An 18,270-nucleotide genomic window follows, 5' to 3' on the forward strand; every position below is an offset into this window, starting at 1 on the left:
CCCCCCGGCGCGGCAGATGCGCGCCCCGTCATGAGGCGGATACATGGGGTTCCGGCTCGACCAGCCGGAAGCGGGCGGCGGGGACGCTCAGCGCCAGCTCGGCAAAGGCAGGACTCAGCGTGGCGATCTCGCCCTCGTAGGCGGCGAGGCAGCCGCGGATGAAGGCCGTGTCGGTCTCGAGGTCGTGGCTCGGGGTATAAGCGTTCTCGGCCGGACCGCCCCCCGGATAGGCGCCGGCCGGATGGCTGAACATGTCCATCCCGGCGACGATGATGCGCTCGGGCCGCAGCGCGACCGCGGCGGCGAGCATGTAGGCGCCTGTCGTCGGCCTGAGCGGCCCCTCGATCGCGGGGACCACGCCGGCCGCGATCTCCTCGATCACCGCGTAGCTGAAGGGGCCGTGCCAGAACTCCAGCAGCCGCGCCGCGAATAATGCCCGCTCCTTGCGCGCAGTGGCGACCCCGATCGGACCCCGCCCGGCCGCGCGCATCGACCGCTTTACCCCGGCGAAGATCATGTCGGGCGTCGCCAGAAACCCCTGTGACTTCCACTGGTGATTGACGCGGAAGAGGGCGTCATGGGCGATCTGCTCGAGCACAGGCTCGGCGCTGGTCGGACCGTTGCCGAGGCACAGGATCGTGCGCGGGGCACCCAGTCGGCGGGACAGGGCCTCGGCCGTATCGATGCGCGCGACGAACCGACCCAGCAGGCGCCGGGCCGGCGGCGTTGCCAGCGTCTTCTGCACCCGGCGCGAGGCCGCGTCGAGCAAAGGCCCCTGCCCGCGCTCGATCCCGACGGCACGCGCCAGATGACGCACCATCGCCTCGAAATCCGCGCCCGCCGCCGGCATCGTCTCGGCCGCGACCGCCGAAAGCGGCCGGAATCCACCATCCGCCTCGGCACCCGAGGCAAGCCGCTCCAGCGTATCGGGCGGCAGGGCATAGACCGGAAGGCCGCGCCGACGCGCCCCGGCGACGAGGCGCGCGAGTTCCCGGGGAAACGCCTCGGGCGCGCCCACGACCACCATCGCGCGCGCCCGCAGACCGGCAAGGACCGCGCGCACGGGCACCGCCGTTGGCAGACGAGGCACACGGATTTGCAAGCGGGGCAGCGACGAGAGCGGCTGCAGGGCGCCCGCGCTCTCCCGCCGGGAAACCGCGGCGACCACGTCCAGCCGGTGGCTGCCATCCGCCAGCCGGGCCAGAAGGCCGCTCGCCGCGCGCGCCGCATCCGCATCCGGCAGGACGACGACCAGCGCCTCCTCGGCCGGCTTGGGTCCGTCCGCCAGACGGCGAAGCAAGGCCTTCAGTGCCATTCTGGCCCCAGCTCACCGGTTTCCATGAAGGTCGCGATCGCCCGCGCCCCGCGCGCCGAGGCGGGCTCGGGGCCGCGCAGGAAGGCATCGTCGCGCGCCGCTTCCTGCACGGGGCGGAACTCGGCGTCGAAGCGCTCGCGCGCGCCGGCAAGGGCGGCGCCCAGATCATGTGCCCGGTCGATCACGGGCCCGAACCGCCACGAGCGGAAGGCGGGATTCTCCTGCCAGTCGAAATCATGGGCGTTGAGGAAGACACAGGGACGCGGCCAGTTGATGAACTCGTAGATCTGGCTCGACAGGTCGCCCAGATAGATGTCCGCAGCCATCAGGTAGCTCAGGTCGACCGAGGCGCGGCTGCCAAGATCGATCCGCATGTGCGGCCCCGAGCGGTAGCGCCGCGGCAGCCGCGCGCCGCGGCTCAGCGCCCGCTTGAACAGCAACACGTGAGGCGCGAATATCAGGTTGTAGTCTTCTGATTTATCAAAGAAATCCAGGATCTCTATGCCGAACTTCCGCCACGACGTCGCGGCTGGCGTCTGGGTCGGATTGTAGAGCACCACCGGCCGGTCGTTCGTGAACAGGCGCGGGCGCTTGTCGTCCATGTCGCCGATCTCGAATTTCGGATAACCGGCAATGGCATAGGGCGTGTTCTCGAAGCGGCCCAGCCCGGTCAGCTCGGCGGCGATCCTGCGGCCCTGCAGCAGCACCATGTCGAAGCGGTCGATCCGCGGATCGAACATCCCGACATTGTTGTTGTAACCATCGCCCGCACCATGCCCGGTAAAGATCAGCTTCACCGCCGAAAGCCTTGGATCGTCGCGCAAGCCCAGGCTGGTGAGTTCGGGCACGATCAGCGCGTCGAAGGTTGCGAAAAGCGCGCGGTTGGCCTTCTGCACCGCAAGCTTTCGCGTGAAGGCGACGTGGCGGGCGACAGGGTCGATCGCCTCGGCCCAGAGCGGCGCGCCGATCCGCTCGATCCGCGCCGAGTGGCCCGGATAGCGCGCGCCGATCTCGGCGGCGAACTCGGCCTCCGCGCGCGTCGAGCACAGGATGCGCACGCTCCAGTCGGGCTTCAGGCGCGACAGCGCGAAGCCGTACGGCACCACGTGAGGCACCTGGTGCGGCTCGTAATGGTTGAGGAGAATGCCGATCTGCATGGCCCTGTCGCGCAGCGGCGCGCAACCTGCCGCGCGCCCGCCGCACAGCAACCCGCCGTCGCCGGCGGAGCCCTAAAGCAAATCCTCCTGCAAGGCAATCTCGGGGCCCTGCCGCGAGGCCGGCACCGGCAAGCCGCGCAACGCCGCGGGCTTGCAGAGACGGACAGGTCTGCTATGAGAGCGCCGCAAAGGAAACCCGCGCCTCGCGGCGGCGGGACATTTCTCATTCGCACGAAACATCGGGAGAGGCAGCTCGGGCATGGAGCCGGCAGTTGAGCGGGTCGAAGGCAACTTGGCGCACCGGCGCGGCGATTTTCCCACGCTGACGGCTGCGCTCGACTACGCCGCGCGCGGCACGGGCAGCATGCGCTTCCATGGTCCGCGCGGCGAGCTGGTCGAGGACCTGAGCTACGCGCGCCTCGCCGACGAGGCACGCGAGGCGGGTGCCCGCCTGCTCGGCCTCGGGCTCGAGCCAGGCGACCGCGTCGGCCTGATCGCCGAGACCGACGGCGACTTCATGCGCGGGTTCATGGGCTGCCTGCATGCGGGCCTCATCCCCGCGCCGATGCCGCTGCCCGCGGCATTCGGCTCGCGCGAGGCCTATGCCGAGCAGATTCGCCGGATCGGAGCGGTGGCGGGCATTCGCGCCGTTCTGACCCCCGAGGTCATCCGCGATTGGGTGGTCGACGCCTTCGCCGGATCGGGCCTCGTCTACACGGGGACGCTCGGCGCAATCCCCGGCGAGCCGCGCCCCCTTCCGGCCGGCACGCCTGCCTCCGACGCCATCGCCTACCTTCAGTTCTCGTCCGGCACCACCAGCCTGCCCAAGGGCATCGCCGTGAGCCACGCCGCGATGATGGCCAACATCCGCGCGATGGCCGAGCACGGACTGGACATCACCGCGGACGACCGCGGGGTGAGCTGGCTGCCGCTCTACCACGACATGGGCCTTGTCGGCTGCATGTTCGTCCCAATCGCGGCCCAGATGCCGATCAGCTACTACGCGACTCGCGATTTCGTGCGCCGCCCAGGCCTGTGGCTCAAGCTGATCTCGGACACGCGCGCGACGCTCTCCTACGCGCCCTCCTTCGGCTACGATCTCGCCGCACGGCGGGCGAAGGTCGACGGGCTCGACCTCTCCAGCTGGCGCATTGCCGGGATCGGCGGCGACATGATCAAGACGGGAACGCTCGCCGCCTTCGCCGAGGCGTTTGCCTCGGCCGGCTTCGATGCGCGCGCCTTCCTGCCGAGCTACGGCATGGCCGAGGCGACGCTGGGCCTGACCTTCGCGCCGCTGGGCCAGGGCTGCCGCGCGGTCAGCGTCGAGCTCGCACGCCTCGATCGCGGCGAAGTCGCACCCGCCGAGGCCGGCAGCCCCGGCGCGCGCAGTTTCGCGGTTTGCGGGTCGGCCCTGCCGGAGCACGAGGTGATCATCGCCGACGAGACGGGCGCGCCGCTCCCCGCTGGGCGGGTCGGTCACATCCTCGCACGCGGACCCAGCCTGATGACCGGCTATTTCGGTGACGAGCAGGCCACCCGGGCCGCGCTCTCGGCCGATGGCTGGCTCGACACCGGCGATCTGGGTTTCTTCGACGGCGACGAACTGGTGGTCACCGGACGCGCCAAGGATCTGATCATCATCAACGGCCGCAACATCTGGCCGCAGGACATCGAGTGGGCGATCGAGAGCGGCGCCGAGGGTGTCCGCGCCGGCGGTGTCGCGGCCTTCGGGGTCACGCCGTCTGACGGCGACGGCGGCACTGCCGAGGAGACCGTTACCGTGGTCGCCGAGTGCCGCGTGTCGGACCCCAACGCGCGGGCCACACTGCGCGAGCATATCCATGCGCTGGTTCGCGAGCGGATCGGCATCGAGGTCGAGGTGACGCTGGCCGGCCCCGGCGTGCTTCCGCGCACCTCGTCGGGCAAGCTGAGCCGTGCGCGGGCCCGCGAGATGTTCCTCGCGGGCGTCTTCGCGGCGTGAGCGAGGCGCTCACGGGCGGCACGACCTCTGGGCTTGCGGCCGTCACCGGCGCGACCGGCTTTCTCGGCGCGCACGTCATCGAGGCACTCGCAACGCGCGGCTGGCGGCTCAGGGTTCTGACGCGCCGGCATCCCGCCTTCTCGCACGCCGGTGCCCCGGTCGAGGTCGTCCCGGGCGATCTCGCGGACGCGGCCGCGCTCGACCGGCTGGTCGAGGGGGCGGACGCGGTCATCCATCTTGCCGGCGCCGTGCGGGCGCGCAACCCGGCCGGCTTCCTGGCGGCGAACGCCGAAGGAACCGGCCGGCTCGCCGCGTCGTGGCGGCGCCTCTCGCCGCGGGCGCATTTCGTGCTCATTTCGTCGATGGCGGCGCGCGAGCCCGAGCTGTCGCCCTACGCAGCGTCCAAGCGTGAGGGCGAGGCGCGCCTCGTTGGCGAGGCCGGTGCCGAGGGCGGATTCACCATCCTCCGCCCCGCAGCCGTCTACGGTCCCGGCGACCGCGAGACCCTCGGCATCTTCCGCGCCGCGACATTGCCGGTGCAGCCGATGCTCAACCACCCCTCGGCCCGGCTCTGCCTGGTGCACGGTGCCGATGTCGCCCGCGCGGTTGCCGCGATCGCCGAAATGGCGCCAGCGCGGCAGGTGCTCGAACTCAGCGATGCGCGTCGCGAGGGATATTCCTGGCCCGAAATCGCCGCGGCCGCGGCCGTCGCGCTGGGACATCGCCCCCGACCGGTGCAGGCGCCGCGCGCGCTGCTCGCCCTCGTCGCCCGCATTGGCGACATCGCGGCAGCGCGGGGCGCGGGGACAGGCATGCTGACCACGGCCAAGCTGCGCGAGATGCGCCATCCCGACTGGTCCTCTGGCCCCGAGGCACAGCCGCCCGCGGCGATCTGGCAACCCGGAATCACGCTCGATCAGGGCTTCGCGACGACCATTGCGTGGTACCGGGAACGGGGATGGCTTTGACTGGCGCATCCCGATGAAATGGCGCGCCGATCCCGTCGCGCGCAGTCGATCACGCGTTTCATGTCAATTCGCGAATGAAATCGCTGCCATTTGTGAGAAGGCGTGAGCGGTTCGAGGCTTGAGTGGCGAAAAATTGTAACTATTCTGTCGTCAAAATTGAGGAGAGAGCGGTTCCTCCATGACAAATGCTGTGATCTTGAGCGCCGGGCAAGGCAAGCGTCTCGCCCCGCTGACGGATACGCGTCCGAAATGCCTCGTGAAGGTCGGCGGACAGCCGGTCCTCTATTGGCAGCTTCGCGCGCTTGCCGCCGCGGGGGTCGAGGACGTTACCATCGTGACGGGCTTCGGCGCCGAGATGGTCGAGACGGCCGTCCGCACGATGGACCTGCCGCAGCTGCCCGAGTGCCTCTACAACCCGTTCTTCGCGGTCGCCGACAACATCGGGTCGTGCTGGATCGCGCACGAGCGCTTTGGCGAGGACACGATCCTGCTCAACGGCGACACGATCGTCGACCCGCGAATCCTGCGGCGCGTGCTGTCCGAGGCGGTCGATCCGATCAGCGTCACCATCGACCGCAAGTCGGGCTATGACGACGACGACATGAAGATCCGCCGCGAGGGCCGCCGCCTCACCGCGATCGGCAAGACGCTGAGCGCGCCGGTCGATGGCGAGTCGATCGGCCTGCTGCGTTTCCTTGGCGATGGCGGCGAACGCTTCGTCTCGGCCATGCGCACGGCGCTGAGCGACCAGGCGGCGCTCAAGCGGTGGTATCTTTCGATCATCGATCAGGTGGCGCAGACTGGGGCTGTCGGTACCGTCTCGATCGAGGGCCTTCCCTGGACCGAGATCGACTTCCCGCGTGACCTGCCCATCGCGGAGAGCCGCGTGACCCGTTTCGACTGGAGCGGCGCACATGCCGGTGTCGGCGTTGCCGCGAGCCTTGGCTCACCGCAGGGCGGCGCCTGATCTGGACACGAGACGTGCGGAGCATTATCTGCGACGCCTCACGATCGTCGCTGGCCCGGGCGTTGGACGCCCCGGCCAGCGCAACACCTTTGGCTTAGCGGCGCGACCACGCGCGGGCTGCGCCTCATGAATTGAAAGACGATGGGCATGACCACGGCCGACGAGATCGAAGCGCGCATTCTTGATCTGCTCTCCGCCAAGGTGAAGTCGGAGACCGCGGTGACGCGCGAGACGAACATCGTCGCCGACACCGGCCTCGACTCGGTCAGTGTCATGGACTTCGTGCTCGAGCTCGAGGACGAGTTCGACATCAACATTCCGCTCGACCGGATCGCCGAGGTGAAGACGGTGGCCGATCTGGCGAAGGCAGTGCAGGACCTGGGCAAGACGAGCTGAGGGCGAAGAACCCCGGGCAGCGACCCGAAGTGGGGAAGGAACGAGACGATGGGACTCAAGGACAGGATTGCCGCGGTCGAGGCAAATTACGGGCGGTTGCGCGCACTGGGCCGCGACCCCAGCCGACTCGAGTTCCAGAACGTCTGGTCGCCGACCGAGGCAACGCTCGAAGGCCGCCCGATGATGTTGTTCGGAACCAACAACTATCTGGGCCTGACCTTCGATCCGAACGTGCTCGAGGCCGCCACCGCCGCGACCCGCGCCCTGGGTTCGGGCACCACCGGCTCGCGCATCGCCAACGGCAGCTATGGCGGCCACAAGGCGCTCGAGGCCGAGATCGCTCGCTTCTACGCCAAGCAGCACTGCATCGTGTTCTCGACGGGCTACGTCGCCAATATCGGCATGATCACCGCGCTCGGCGGCAAGGACGACGTGCTGCTGATCGACGCCGACAGCCATGCCTCGATCTATGACGGCTGCAAGATGGCCGATGCCGAGACCATCCGGTTCCGCCACAACAGCCCCGAGGACCTGGCCAAGAAGCTGCGCCGCCTCGAAGGGCACCCGGGCGACAAGATCATCATCGTCGAGGGCATCTACTCGATGCTGGGCGACACCGCCCCGCTGGCCGAGTTCGCGGCCGTCAAGCGCGAGGCCGGCGACAACGTCTACCTGATGGTGGACGAGGCGCATTCGCTGGGCGTGCTGGGCGAATCGGGCCGCGGCCAGTGCCAGGCAGCCCATGTCGAGGACGACTGCGACTTCATCGTCGGCACGTTCTCGAAGAGCGTGGGCACCATCGGCGGCTACTGCGTGTCGAATGTCGAGGGCTTCGACTGGATCCGCTCGTTCTGCCGCCCCTACATGTTCACCGCGTCGATGACCCCCGGCACGGTCTCGACCGCGCGCGCCGCCTTCCGGCGGATGGCCGAGCGACCCGAGCTTCGCGCCAAGCTGTGGTCGAATTCGGCCGCGCTCTTCCGCGGCCTGGGCGATCTGGGCTTCGAGACCGGCCCCGAGGTCAGCCCGGTCGTCGCCGTGAAGCTGCCGGCGCCCGAGGTTGCCGTGGCGCTCTGGAACCGCCTGATCGACGAGGGCGTCTACACCAACATCGCGATCCCGCCGGCCACGCCCAACGCGCTCTCGCTGCTTCGGGTCTCGGTCTCGGCCGCGCACTCCGAGGCGCAGATCGAGCGGGCCCTGGGGGTATTCGCCTCGGTCGGTGCCGAGCTCGGCATCATCGAGCCGGGCACGGCGCGCGGCGAGCGTTTCCAGGTGATCACCGGAGGCGCCGCTGCCAAAGAAGCCGGGCGAACACGAACGGCGCAGCAAGGATCGGCCAACGCCGCTGCCACCCGCTGAGCTCGACCGGGCGGCCGCTGTGCCGCTCGACCTTTGACAAGGCATAGGCAAGGCCGCCGCGGAACGTCGCGGCGGCCTTTGTCAATCGCACGGCATTGATCAGCTTGCCGACCCGACGTCGCCGCGCCCACATCCCCTCCGCGCGCCGACGCGCCGCCGCTTTCGGGAGGGGGGCGCCGGCGATCAGTGCGGCATACGCCCCCTCGAAGAACTCCGGATGCGCGTCCAGGATCGCGTCGGCCCGCGCCGCGCTTTCGACCCGCAGCTCGGCGCCATAGGTCCGCGCATAGAGGCCGGCCCAGCAGGCGCGCCACCCTGCCCCATCCTCGGCGAAGTGCCGCGCCCACCATGCCGCCGCACCAGCCGCGGCCGCCAGTGCGTCGAGCACGGCTTCTCGCGCCGCCGCGTCGCGGGCATATGCCAGCACGACCGGCTGCGAGAACCGCGCCCACAGCGTCGTATCCCAGCTTTCGGCCCGCATCCGCGCGCCGAAGGCGGCCAGGCGCATCACCGCGACCTTGGCATGGACCGGCCCATCCTGCCCCGGCAGCTCGACATGATAGACATTGGGCGGCAGCAGGCGGCACCCGAGCGCCGCAAGCCCCGGCCCGGACCAGTCGGCGTCGCGCTCGGTCAGGCAGTAGAAATCCAGCAGCCCGCCGGCCGCGGTGTCGCGCAGCATGTTGCCGTAGAAGAGCACCGCCAGCACGCCCGGCCGCGTGGCCAGATGCGCGGCCATCGCGGCCGCCGCGCCGTGCAGCGGCCGGTCGGCCGCAGCCGCGACAAGCGCGCGAAGCTCCGGCCCGGGCGGCTGCCCGGGTGCCGTCACTTGCGCTCGCTCATGCTCTCGAGGATCTGGTCGGCGCGCCGGGTGGCCGCCTCGAAACGATCCTCGAAATCGGCGATGTTCTTCTTCGGCTCCTTGTAGAACGCCGTGAACTTCATCGCCCGGATGAACAGCTGTGTCACCATCCGCGCCGGCCAGCGCATCGGCCGGTCGAAGTCGAACAGCAGGATGACGCGCTCCTCGTCGGTCTCGTTCCAGACCTCGTGCTCGTAGGTGTCGTCCAGCACGATCACCTTGCCCGCCGCCCAGGCGCGGATCTCGTCGCCGACGCGGATGCGGCACTTCTCGCGCTCCTGCGGGATGATCAGCCCCAGATGCGCGCGCACGATCCCCTTGGTCACGCCGGTATGCGCCGGGATGTGGTAGCCCGGCGCGAGGATCGAGAACCACGCCGTCTGGATCATTGGCACCCGCGACAGGATCTCGGCGGTCACCGGCGCCTGGCGGCAGTTGCGCTCGAGCCGCAGGCCGAAGCCATAGAGGATGAAGGTGCGCCAGTTCTTGGCCGTGGCGATGCGGTACTGGTCGGGCGAGATCTCCTGGAACGCCGGGATCGCCTCGCGAAACTTGAGGATCTCACGCGCTTCCGCCTCGATCTCCTGCCAGCGATCCTCGAACTCCTTCAGGAAGGGGAAATGCTCGTTGCCGATGAAGGGTGTGTCGGGCACCAGGCTCTGGCGCGCCTGGAACGACGCCATCCAGCGCGTGAGCCGCTTGCCGAGGCGCTTGACGCGCTTTCGGATCGGGCTCTTCAGGGTTGCCGGCTTGGCCCCCGGCGCGGGCGCGGGCTGCATCTGGTTCATGCGCGTCTCATATGCCCACGCCCGGGAAAAGTCGAGCGCGGGGGCGCTCAGGCATGCACGAATGTGACCGAGCGGGTCACCGAGAACCGAACGCGTCCCTGCGGGCCCGCGGCGAAGCGCTCGCCATCGATCACCAATCCGCCCTCGAGCGCGAGATCAAGCCGCTCGGCGCGGCCCGAGCGGTAGCCGGCCTCGCCCATCCACCGGCGCGGCCGGCCCATCAGCGCGAAGGGTGCGGCCAGCACCAGCCGCCGCGCCGGCGCCGCGACGTCAAGCCAGCGCAGGCCCCCCTCGCCCTCGCCCCAGAAGGGGTTGAGCCCCATCACCAGCCGGCCGGGCAGGCTCGTCACCAGCCCCGCGAAGCGCGGCCCGCCGGGCAGCTCTTGGCCATCCACCCGCAGCGAGGCGGGCACGCCGCGCCGGATCGCCGCCGCCTCGCGCCCGACCAGCGCACGACGCAGCATCGACAGGACGGCGAGCGCCACCTGACCGCCGCCGCGCGCCGCGATCTCCTCGGCGGCAAGCCGCGTGCCTGTCTCGTAGACGCCCCAGCCGGCGATGAAACCGCGGACCGTTGGCGCGCCCTCGCGCTCGATCTCCAGCATGTCGAGCCGGCGGTCGGACAGCTTTCCGCCACGCGCCGCCGCGATCAGCTGCGCGAGGCCCTCCTCCCCGCGCGCAGCGCCGGTCTTGCGGGCGATCAGGTTTGTGTTGCCATGCGCCAGCAGGCCCAGCCTCGGCAGAGCGCCGTTCCAGATGTCGGGAAGGCGCGTCACCACCTCGCGAACCGTGCCGTCGCCGCCATCGAGGATCAGCAGATCCGTCCCCGCCGCGTGCAGCGCGGTCAGCGCACCGGTCAGCTCGTCGAGGCTCCGCGTCTCGTGGAACAGGACGCCCGCGGGCGGCGCGCCCGAGGCGGCGCGCCGGTTGCGCGTGCTTGCGCGGTTGCGGATCAGGCCGATCGACAATGTCACGCGGCCGTCATCCACGAGGTGAGCGGTCCCTTGCGCCGCGCGATCTCGGCCTGCGCGACACGGACCAGGTGAACCGCGAAGCAGATACCGGTCCACCATGCCACGGCGATCAGCCCCTCGCGCGGCGCGCCGAAGATGGTGAACGCCATCAGGATCAGCAGGTTGGGATTGCGCCGCGCGGTGATCTCGCGGAACAGGCTGTCGAAGCGGCGCCAGATATGCATCTCGATGCCATAGCGCGCGATGAACCAGCCTTCCTCGAGCCGCTGCGCGACATAGCCCCCGACGATCACCCCCATCACCAGCGCGAAGTCCTCGATGGGGTCGCCGATCGCGGCGCAGCCCACCGCCCAGGCCCACCACCAGAACGGCGGGTGGATCAGGTCGATGCCGTGATCGAGCACATCGCCCAGTTTCGACGCGGTGACGGTCACGCGCGCCAGCTTGCCGTCGACCGTGTCGAGGAAGGTCATCACCCAGGCCACCACCAGCCCCAGCGCGAACTGCCCGGTCCAGAACAGCCAGAAGGCCAGGATCACCAGCGCGAGGCTCGCCCAGGTCACCTGGTTCGGCGTGATGCCCCTGAGCGCGCAAAAGCGCGTCACGGCCAGCGCGGGCCGCGGCCAGACATGCTTGGTGACGAGATCCGTGACCCCCTTGTAGGACGCCCCAAACAGCGCCCGCTCGACCGCCACGCGGTCCCGTGCCGGCATCACCAGCGGATCGGCCTTTTTCCTCAGCTTCTGGTCGTAGCGCCCGGCCAGCTCGACCCCGGTGAGCGCGCGCGCGCCCGGCGCCAGCCCCTCGGCCGCGCCGTGCCCGCCCACCAGCGCCCGGGCCCAGTCCCGGCTTTCGTCGTCGATGCGGGCGCCGACCGCGCGGCCCTCGGCGTCAATCAGCACCGTGCCCGGCGCCGCCTGCGCCAGCGCGGTCAGCACGCCCGCGCCATAGACGTGATCGGCGCGCAGCAGCACGCTGGCCTCGGCCTCGTCGCCGGGGCGCATGCCCGCGCGTGGCAACTGCCGCGCCAGCCGTGCCGCGCCGCTCAGCCCGAAGGCCGCCTGCCCCTCGGGACCAATGATCGCCGCGATCATCTCCGCCAAGGCTCGCCTCTCCCGTCCGTTCATCCTTGCACGCCGCTGCCCGCACGCCTAAGCCATGCGCGAACGGGCGGCGCATGACGGGCTCTTACCCGCTGTGCGCGGCCCGCGAAAGGCGGAGATTGCCCCATGGACGGCGAAATCGTCGTCGCGCATCTGACCGACCCGCATCTCGACCTCGGTAGCCCGCGGGGCGCCGAGTTCCTGTCCAAGCGGGCCCTGAGCTGGCTGAACTGGAAGCGCAAGCGCCGCCGCATCCAGTCGCCCGCGCTGTGCCGGATGATCGTCGACGACATCCACGCCCGGTCACCCGACCTGATCGCGATGACCGGGGATCTCGTGAACTTCGCGCTCGAGGAAGAGTTCCGCCGCGGCCGCGACTGGCTCGAACGCCTCGGCCCGCCCGAGCGGGTCGCCGCAGTCCCCGGCAACCACGAGGCGCTCGCACCCGGCATGGCCGACAGGCTCGCGACCGCCTGGGGCCCTTACCTCGCCGGCGACGATGGCCAGCCCGGCTTCCCTTGGCGGCGCGAGCTCGGCCCGATCACGGTGGTCGGCATCTCAACCGCCGTCGCCACGCCGCCCTTCTTCGCCACCGGCACGGTGGGGCCGGCACAACTCGCGCGGCTCGACGCCATGCTGGGGGCGATTGCGGCCGAGGGCCGCTTCGCCCTCGTCCTGATCCATCACCCGCCGACCCCGATCACGGTCTGGCGCAAGCGGCTCACCGACGGGCCCGCCGTCTGCGCCTGCATCGCGCGCCACGGCGCTGGGCTCGTGCTGCACGGCCACACGCACAAGCCCGAACTGTCGTGGATCGACAGCCCCGCAGGCCGCATCCCCGTCCTCGGCGCGCCCTCGGCCAGCTGGAAGCCCGGCCCCAAGCGCGACGGCGCCGCGTGGCGCTGCCTGCGGCTTTCCGCCGACGCCCGCGGCTGGCGGCTGACCATGGAGGAACGCGCGGCGACCGAGGACGGCATCGTCGCCCGCACCCCGCTCGAATTCGTGCTGCCCGCCCCGGCGGGACGCGACGCCCGCGCCCCCCTTGTGAGCGCCGAGCCAGCGGATAGAATGCCGCGCAACGCCGCCGGGCCACGGCCCTGACAACGCCGCGCGGCGCCCAGGTCCGAGCGAGCCGGGAGAGAGCATGCCCAACCAGACGATCCGCAACTTCGGCTGGCCCGAGACCCACATCGCCGAGACCGATCACTGGATGGTGCTGCTGCGCCCGGCCCAGCCGACGCTGGGCGCGCTGGTGCTGGCGGCGAAGTCCGACGCGACCGCATGGGGCGCCCTGCCCGCCGCCGCGCATGCCGACCTGGGCCGCGTCATCCCTGCGGTCGAGACCATGCTGCGCAAGGCCGTGGGTTACGAGAAGATCAACTATCTCATGCTGATGATGGTCGATCCTCACGTCCACTTCCACGTGCTGCCACGTTATCCCGGCAGCCACGAGGCCGAGGGGATCGAGGTCCCGGATGCCGGCTGGCCTGGCCCGCCCGCACTTGGTCAGGCGGTGACGCCGGACGCCGACGCACGCACCCGGCTGGTGGCCCGCCTCGTCGCCGCCTGGCCCGGCTGAGGCGCCGCGCTTGTCGCCCCTCCTCTCCCGCCGGCTGGTCGACCGCTACCTGCTGCGGCTGATGCTGCCGCGCATGGGGGCGGCGCTGATCGTGACGCTGGTCGCGCTCCTGCTCGAGCGCATGCTGCGCCTCTTCGACCTCGTGACCGGCCAGGGGGCGACCATCGGCCCGGCGCTGGGCATGGCGATCAGCCTCGTGCCGCATTATATCGGCCTCGCCATGCCGGCGGCCTTCTGCATCGGCGTGCTGACCTGCCTCGCCTCGCTCAGCCAGCAGAACGAGATCGACGCGCTCGAATCCGCTGGCTGGTCGCTGCGCCGCATCGGCGTGCCCTTCATCCTCTGCGCGCTGGTGCTGATGCTGTTCAGCCTCGCGCTCTTCGGCGTGATCCAGCCCTATAGCCGCTATGCCTATTACGAGATCCGCCACTCGGTCCTGACCTCGGCCTGGAACGGCCGGATCGAGCAGGGCGTGTTCGTCGAGGCGGGCGAGGACCTCACCCTCTCGGCCGCCGCCATCGACCCCACCGGGCGCGTGCTCGACCGTGTCTTCGCGATCCAGAAGGACGTCAAGGGCGAGGTCGTGCTCACCGCCCGGCGCGGCCTCGTGGTGCCGGAAGACGGCGGCAAGACGGTCCGGCTCCTGCTGAGCGACGGCGTCGCGATGACGCCGGACGGCGGGCGGCTCGACTTCAACGAACTGGCGCTCGAGCGCCGCTTCCCGGCCGACGCGAACCCGTTCCGCCCGCGCGGCGACTCGGAGCGCGAGCTCACCATGGCCGAGCTCTTCACCCTGATGCGCGGCGAAGGCGTCCTGCCCCCCGATCCGCGCTATGCGGCCGAGTTCCATGCCCGGCTGATCCGCGCCGTCTCGCTCATCGGCGTGGCGCTCCTCGCCGTGCCGCTGGGGGTGGCGCGCAAGCGCTCTCCCGCCTGGCCACGCATCGCCATCGCCATCGGGATCCTTGCCGCCTATGACAACGTCATCAAGATGGTCGAGAGCATGGCCGATCTCGGCAAGATCGACCCCGCGCTTGGCCTCTGGGGCCTCTGCGCGGGGTTCATCGCGCTGACCGGGCTCGTCTTCCTGCTGACGCCCGGACAGGGCGCGCTCTCGCCGGTGCGCAGCGTGCTGCGCCTGATCGACCTTGTCATCGGCGACGTGCGCCGCCTGCTGCGCCGGTCCGGCGACACGGATGAAAGCGAGGACTCCGCCGGGGCCCGCGGATGAGGCTCGCCCTCTACATCTCGCGCCAGGTGGGGCTCGCGATCGCCGGCGCGGGCGGCGTCCTGCTGGTGCTCGCGCTCGGGCTTGACCTCCTCGACACGGCGACCGAGCTGCTCGACCTCGGCGGCTTCGCGGCGCTCGCGCGCTACTCGGCGCTGCGGCTCCCGCTGATTGCGGTGACGGTGCTGCCGATCGCGGTGCTGACCGGCGGCGCCATCGCCTTCTTCGCCATGGCCGCGCGCAGCGAGTTGGTGGTGATCCGCGCCTCGGGCGTGAACACCTTGCGCATGATGCTCCTGCTCGCGCCGCTTTCGGGCCTGATCGGGCTCGGCTACGGGTATCTTTCCGACGCTCTCGCCGCGCGCGCCGAGCAGGCGCTCGTGCGCAGCTTTCCCGAGCTGGTCGGCACACCCACCGCGCGCATGGTCTGGGCGCGCGCGCCGAACGAGATCGTGCGCATCCGCAGCTCGATTCCCTCCGGCGGGACGCTCTCGGGCGTGTCGATCTTCGACCTCGACGACGACGGGCTGATCCTCGGCCGGACCGACGCCGAGGGGGCCGAGTTCCGCGGCGACGGCTGGGAGCTGACCGGCGAGGTCACCGTCACCGGCCTCGGCGGCGTCAACGGCCCCGGCGGCAACCGTCACTGGATCACGCGGCTGAGACCCGCCGACGTGCGCACGCTTGCGGCCAAGCCCGAATTCGTCGGGGCCCAGCGCGCGGCCCAGGTGCTGGCGGGCATCGCCTATGGCGCGCGCGGGGCGCCCTTCTACCAGACCCGGCTCTGGCGCGGCTATGTCGCCATCGCGGTGCCCGCGATCATGCTGCTCTTCGCCGCCGCCGCGGGCTTTGGCCTTATCCGCTCGGGCGGGCGCGGCTGGCTCGCCGCCGGCGGCGTGGCCACGGGGTTCCTGTTCATCGCGACCGACGGCTTCCTGATCTCGCTGGGGGCAAGCGGGGCGATGGACCCGATGCTCGCGGTCCTCAGCGCGCCGGTCCTCTTCGCCGGGCTCGGGCTGTGGAGCATCATCCTGCTCGAGGAATAGCCCCCTTGGCCCGCGGCGCCGCAGTCTGGTAACGCTGCGCTCGACGCGCCCCAATGGAGACCCCGCGCCCCGCATGCCCGCCGAGATCGAGATCCGCCCCGTCGCCACGCGGGCCGAGCGCGAGGCCTTCATCCGCCTTCCCGGACGGCTGATGGCGGATGACCCGGCCTGGGTCGAGCCGTTGCATGCCGAGCGGCGCCAGCACATCGACCCCGCGCGCAACCCGTTCTTCCGCCACGCCGAGGTCGAGCTCTGGCTCGCCTGGCGCGGGACCGAGCCGGTGGGCCGGATCAGCGCGCAGCTCGACCGCCTCGCCCCGCCGGTCGAGGGCCGGAGCGTCGGCTTCTGGGGTATGCCCGCCGCGTGCGACACCGAGACCCTCGGCGCCCTGCTCGCGACCGCCGAGCGCTGGCTCGCGGATCGCGGCGCCGGGCTCGGGCGCGGGCCGTTCTCGCTTTCGGTGAACGAGACCTCGGGCCTCCTGGTCGACGGCTTCGACACGCCGCCATACCTGCTGATGGCGCATGACCCGGCCTGGATGGGCGCCGCGGTCGAGGGCTGCGGCTGGTCGAAGGGCCGCGACCTCGTGGCCTATGTCATGGACGTCTCGCGTGGCCTGCCCGACCGGCCGCGCCGGATCGCCGAGCGCAGTCTTGCCGAGGGGGTGACGCTACGCCCGCTCGACCGCCGCCGCTTCGCCGACGAGATCCGCATGGTCACGGCGATCTTCAACGACGCCTGGGCCGGCAACTGGGGCTTCGTGCCGCTGACCGAGGCCGAGATCGACGCCATGGCCGCCGAACTCAAGCCGATCCTCGACTCCGAACTGGTGTGCATCGCCGAGATCGACGGCGCGCCCGCGGGCTTCATCGTGCTCCTGCCCAACATCAACGAGGCGATCGGCGATCTCGGCGGTCGCCTGCTGCCCTTCGGCTGGGCCAAGCTGCTGTGGCGGCTCAAGGTCCGCGGACTCAGGACCGGGCGCGTGCCCCTGATGGGCGTGACGCGCCCGGTCGCCGCGACCGTTCTGGGCAAGACGCTGCCGCTCCTGCTGATCTATGCGCTCGAGGAGCGGGCACGCGCGCGCGGCATCGACGAGATCGAGCTCTCGTGGCTGCTCGAGGACAACCTGCCGGTCCGCCGCCTGATCGAGTCGCTGGGCGGCCGTCTGACCAAGACCTGGCGCGTCTACGAGAAGGTGCTGGCATGAGCTGGACCGCGCTGATCCTCGCCGGCTCGCGCGGGGCCGCCGACCCGGTCGCGCAGGCCGCAGGTGTCAGCCACAAGGCCTTCGCCGAGCTGGAAGGCCGGACGATGCTGGCGCGCGTCGCCACGGCGCTGTCGGCGGTGCCGCAGGTCGGGCGCATCCTCGTCTCGATCGAGCCCGGCGCACCCGCCCTGCCCGCGGGGCTCGAGCGCCTCGATGCCGCCCCCTCACCCGCCCGGTCGGTGGGAGCGGCGCTCGCCACCGCCGCGCCCCCGGTGCTGGTCACGACGGCCGACCATCCGCTTCTGACCCCGGACATGGTGGCCGACTTCATCCGCGGGGCCGAGGCTGCGGGCGCCGACATCTGCGCGGGCGTGGCGACGCGGCCGGTGGTCGAGGCCGCGGGCAATCCCGCGCGCCGCACCTATCTGCGGTTCCGCGACGCCGAGGTCAGCGGCTGCAACCTGTTCGCCCTGCGCACGCCCCGGGCCGAGGCCGCGGTGCGGTTCTGGCAGCGCCTCGAGACCGAGCGCAAGAAGCCCTGGCGCATGGCCCTCGCGATCGGGCCGCTCACGCTTGCGTCCTACGCCGCGGGCCTGCTGACGATGGCGGGTGCGGCGGGCGCGATCGGGCGCGCCGCCGGGTGCAGCGCGGCTCTGGTCACTCTCGACCATCCCGACGCCGCGCATGACGTCGACAAGCCCGCCGATCTCGTATTCGCCGAGACGCGGCTGCGCGCGCGGAAGGCAGGCTAGAGGCCGCTGCCGTCGTCCGGCTCGCAGCCCGGCAACTCGCCATTCGCCCGGGTCCAGATCTCGGTCTTGCCCAGCAGCTTCACACCCAAATAGGCGCGTACCTTCAGCGTGTCATCGCCGTTCTGGCGCATCTCCAGATCAAAGGTCTTGCCTTCCTTGGGGTAGTAGAAGCTGCCATCCTCCCAGTCGCGGCCGTCGGGGCGCAGGCCGCTGATCACCTCGATGCCGCACCAGGGGCGCTCGCGCAGGGCGGGGTCGGGATTGCGCTCGTCGCGCTTGAGGGTGCCCTCGCTCCAGCGCGGCTTCTCCAGCCAGACGATCTTGCCGCACATCCGCTCGCCACAGGGATAAAGCTCGACCGCGACTTTCCCCTTCTCGGTCAGCCAGACGCCCTCGACGCCGGCCGCTTGCGCCGCGGCGCTGCCAAGGCCCAGCGCGGCGGCAAGCGCGAAAACTGCGGAAAATCGGGTCATGTCATCCTTCCTCCCGGCCCGGCCGGGGACGTGGCGACGGTCGTGATCCTGCGGCGCGCGCCGCAAGCGTTCAAGTCCTGCAACGGGAGGCCGGCCCGTCTCCGTCGCC

18 protein-coding genes are annotated in these 18,270 nt (G+C 71.0%); 11 read left to right on the plus strand and 7 right to left on the minus strand.

Annotated elements, in window-relative coordinates:
* Positions 1-28: 28 nt before the first annotated feature.
* Both H0I76_RS13855 and H0I76_RS13860 read right to left on the minus strand, forming a co-directional pair.
* On the minus strand, positions 29-1,315 hold the full coding sequence (locus H0I76_RS13855; RefSeq protein ID WP_200610859.1) for a serine/threonine-protein kinase: 1,287 nt from the start codon (positions 1,313-1,315) through the stop codon (positions 29-31).
* A complete protein-coding gene (locus tag H0I76_RS13860; RefSeq protein WP_200610860.1) occupies positions 1,306-2,472 on the minus strand; it encodes a hypothetical protein in 1,167 nt (388 codons plus the stop codon). The genes H0I76_RS13855 and H0I76_RS13860 overlap by 10 nt, the downstream gene beginning before the upstream one ends.
* A gap of 259 nt (positions 2,473-2,731) precedes the next feature.
* Between H0I76_RS13860 and H0I76_RS13865 the strand changes: the two genes are divergently transcribed.
* The 5 genes from H0I76_RS13865 to spt all read left to right on the plus strand — a co-directional run bounded on the left by H0I76_RS13865 (position 2,732) and on the right by spt (position 8,146).
* Complete coding sequence (locus tag H0I76_RS13865) at positions 2,732-4,453, plus strand: fatty acyl-AMP ligase (protein WP_200610862.1); 1,722 nt, start codon at positions 2,732-2,734, stop codon at positions 4,451-4,453.
* Positions 4,450-5,421: an NAD-dependent epimerase/dehydratase family protein gene (locus H0I76_RS13870; protein WP_200610863.1), complete on the plus strand. Its 972-nt coding sequence runs from the start codon at positions 4,450-4,452 to the stop codon at positions 5,419-5,421. Before H0I76_RS13865 ends, H0I76_RS13870 begins: the two co-directional genes overlap by 4 nt.
* Positions 5,422-5,599: 178 nt before the next feature.
* Complete coding sequence (locus tag H0I76_RS13875) at positions 5,600-6,388, plus strand: phosphocholine cytidylyltransferase family protein (protein ID WP_200610864.1); 789 nt, start codon at positions 5,600-5,602, stop codon at positions 6,386-6,388.
* A gap of 147 nt (positions 6,389-6,535) precedes the next feature.
* Positions 6,536-6,784: an acyl carrier protein gene (locus tag H0I76_RS13880; RefSeq protein WP_200610865.1), complete on the plus strand. Its 249-nt coding sequence runs from the start codon at positions 6,536-6,538 to the stop codon at positions 6,782-6,784.
* Positions 6,785-6,832: 48 nt separating this feature from the next.
* Entirely contained in the window at positions 6,833-8,146 is a 1,314-nt protein-coding gene (gene spt / locus H0I76_RS13885) for a serine palmitoyltransferase (RefSeq protein WP_200610866.1), read from the plus strand.
* Here spt and H0I76_RS13890 read toward each other — a convergent pair.
* Genes H0I76_RS13890 through H0I76_RS13905 form a run of 4 tightly spaced genes read right to left on the minus strand, consistent with a single transcriptional unit; the run spans position 8,064 to position 11,864 of the window.
* Positions 8,064-8,975: a hypothetical protein gene (locus tag H0I76_RS13890; RefSeq protein WP_200610868.1), complete on the minus strand. Its 912-nt coding sequence runs from the start codon at positions 8,973-8,975 to the stop codon at positions 8,064-8,066. The genes spt and H0I76_RS13890 overlap by 83 nt on opposite strands.
* Entirely contained in the window at positions 8,972-9,796 is an 825-nt protein-coding gene (locus tag H0I76_RS13895) for an aspartyl/asparaginyl beta-hydroxylase domain-containing protein (protein WP_200610870.1), read from the minus strand. Before H0I76_RS13895 ends, H0I76_RS13890 begins: the two co-directional genes overlap by 4 nt.
* Positions 9,797-9,843: 47 nt before the next feature.
* Positions 9,844-10,770 carry a diacylglycerol/lipid kinase family protein gene (locus H0I76_RS13900; RefSeq protein WP_200610873.1) on the minus strand — a complete coding sequence of 309 codons (927 nt, stop codon included), beginning with the start codon at positions 10,768-10,770 and terminating at the stop codon, positions 9,844-9,846.
* Positions 10,767-11,864 carry a CDP-alcohol phosphatidyltransferase family protein gene (locus H0I76_RS13905; RefSeq protein WP_234455332.1) on the minus strand — a complete coding sequence of 366 codons (1,098 nt, stop codon included), beginning with the start codon at positions 11,862-11,864 and terminating at the stop codon, positions 10,767-10,769. The genes H0I76_RS13900 and H0I76_RS13905 overlap by 4 nt, the downstream gene beginning before the upstream one ends.
* A 135-nt stretch (positions 11,865-11,999) precedes the next feature.
* Between H0I76_RS13905 and H0I76_RS13910 the strand changes: the two genes are divergently transcribed.
* The 6 genes from H0I76_RS13910 (at position 12,000) to H0I76_RS13935 (ending at position 17,688) form a co-directional block, all read left to right on the plus strand.
* The gene (locus tag H0I76_RS13910) at positions 12,000-12,974 is read left to right on the plus strand and encodes a metallophosphoesterase family protein (RefSeq protein WP_200610879.1); all 975 of its coding nucleotides are present in this window, start codon (positions 12,000-12,002) and stop codon (positions 12,972-12,974) included.
* 43 nt (positions 12,975-13,017) lie between these two features.
* Positions 13,018-13,452 (plus strand): HIT family protein, encoded by a 435-nt coding sequence (locus tag H0I76_RS13915; RefSeq protein WP_200610882.1) that lies wholly within the window; start codon positions 13,018-13,020, stop codon positions 13,450-13,452.
* 10 nt (positions 13,453-13,462) lie between these two features.
* Positions 13,463-14,683 (plus strand): LptF/LptG family permease, encoded by a 1,221-nt coding sequence (locus H0I76_RS13920; RefSeq protein WP_200610885.1) that lies wholly within the window; start codon positions 13,463-13,465, stop codon positions 14,681-14,683.
* Positions 14,680-15,726: an LptF/LptG family permease gene (locus H0I76_RS13925; protein WP_200610887.1), complete on the plus strand. Its 1,047-nt coding sequence runs from the start codon at positions 14,680-14,682 to the stop codon at positions 15,724-15,726. Before H0I76_RS13920 ends, H0I76_RS13925 begins: the two co-directional genes overlap by 4 nt.
* Positions 15,727-15,799: 73 nt before the next feature.
* The gene (locus H0I76_RS13930; protein ID WP_200610889.1) at positions 15,800-16,936 is read left to right on the plus strand and encodes an N-acetyltransferase; all 1,137 of its coding nucleotides are present in this window, start codon (positions 15,800-15,802) and stop codon (positions 16,934-16,936) included.
* Positions 16,933-17,688, plus strand: coding sequence for a nucleotidyltransferase family protein (locus H0I76_RS13935; RefSeq protein ID WP_200610891.1), 756 nt, complete (start codon positions 16,933-16,935; stop codon positions 17,686-17,688). The genes H0I76_RS13930 and H0I76_RS13935 overlap by 4 nt, the downstream gene beginning before the upstream one ends.
* On the opposite strand, the gene H0I76_RS13940 is transcribed toward H0I76_RS13935, so the two are convergent.
* On the minus strand, positions 17,685-18,161 hold the full coding sequence (locus tag H0I76_RS13940) for a DUF2147 domain-containing protein (RefSeq protein WP_200610892.1): 477 nt from the start codon (positions 18,159-18,161) through the stop codon (positions 17,685-17,687). The genes H0I76_RS13935 and H0I76_RS13940 overlap by 4 nt on opposite strands.
* Between the last annotated feature and the right edge of the window lie 109 nt (positions 18,162-18,270).

The organism is Thermohalobaculum xanthum (assembly GCF_016623495.1).
GTDB lineage: Bacteria > Pseudomonadota > Alphaproteobacteria > Rhodobacterales > Rhodobacteraceae > Thermohalobaculum > Thermohalobaculum xanthum.

What these genes read in the sequence shown, in the direction of transcription:
- H0I76_RS13855 (WP_200610859.1), bottom strand. Translation starts at nt 1,315, where the DNA reads ATGGCACTGAAGGCCTTGCTTCGCCGTCTGGCGGACGGACCCAAGCCG.
- H0I76_RS13860 (WP_200610860.1), bottom strand. Translation starts at nt 2,472, where the DNA reads ATGCAGATCGGCATTCTCCTCAACCATTACGAGCCGCACCAGGTGCCT.
- H0I76_RS13865 (WP_200610862.1), top strand. Translation starts at nt 2,732, where the DNA reads ATGGAGCCGGCAGTTGAGCGGGTCGAAGGCAACTTGGCGCACCGGCGC.
- H0I76_RS13875 (WP_200610864.1), top strand. Translation starts at nt 5,600, where the DNA reads ATGACAAATGCTGTGATCTTGAGCGCCGGGCAAGGCAAGCGTCTCGCC.
- H0I76_RS13880 (WP_200610865.1), top strand. Translation starts at nt 6,536, where the DNA reads ATGACCACGGCCGACGAGATCGAAGCGCGCATTCTTGATCTGCTCTCC.
- spt (WP_200610866.1), top strand. Translation starts at nt 6,833, where the DNA reads ATGGGACTCAAGGACAGGATTGCCGCGGTCGAGGCAAATTACGGGCGG.
- H0I76_RS13895 (WP_200610870.1), bottom strand. Translation starts at nt 9,796, where the DNA reads ATGAACCAGATGCAGCCCGCGCCCGCGCCGGGGGCCAAGCCGGCAACC.
- H0I76_RS13905 (WP_234455332.1), bottom strand. Translation starts at nt 11,864, where the DNA reads ATGATCGCGGCGATCATTGGTCCCGAGGGGCAGGCGGCCTTCGGGCTG.
- H0I76_RS13910 (WP_200610879.1), top strand. Translation starts at nt 12,000, where the DNA reads ATGGACGGCGAAATCGTCGTCGCGCATCTGACCGACCCGCATCTCGAC.
- H0I76_RS13915 (WP_200610882.1), top strand. Translation starts at nt 13,018, where the DNA reads ATGCCCAACCAGACGATCCGCAACTTCGGCTGGCCCGAGACCCACATC.
- H0I76_RS13925 (WP_200610887.1), top strand. Translation starts at nt 14,680, where the DNA reads ATGAGGCTCGCCCTCTACATCTCGCGCCAGGTGGGGCTCGCGATCGCC.
- H0I76_RS13930 (WP_200610889.1), top strand. Translation starts at nt 15,800, where the DNA reads ATGCCCGCCGAGATCGAGATCCGCCCCGTCGCCACGCGGGCCGAGCGC.
- H0I76_RS13935 (WP_200610891.1), top strand. Translation starts at nt 16,933, where the DNA reads ATGAGCTGGACCGCGCTGATCCTCGCCGGCTCGCGCGGGGCCGCCGAC.
- H0I76_RS13940 (WP_200610892.1), bottom strand. Translation starts at nt 18,161, where the DNA reads ATGACCCGATTTTCCGCAGTTTTCGCGCTTGCCGCCGCGCTGGGCCTT.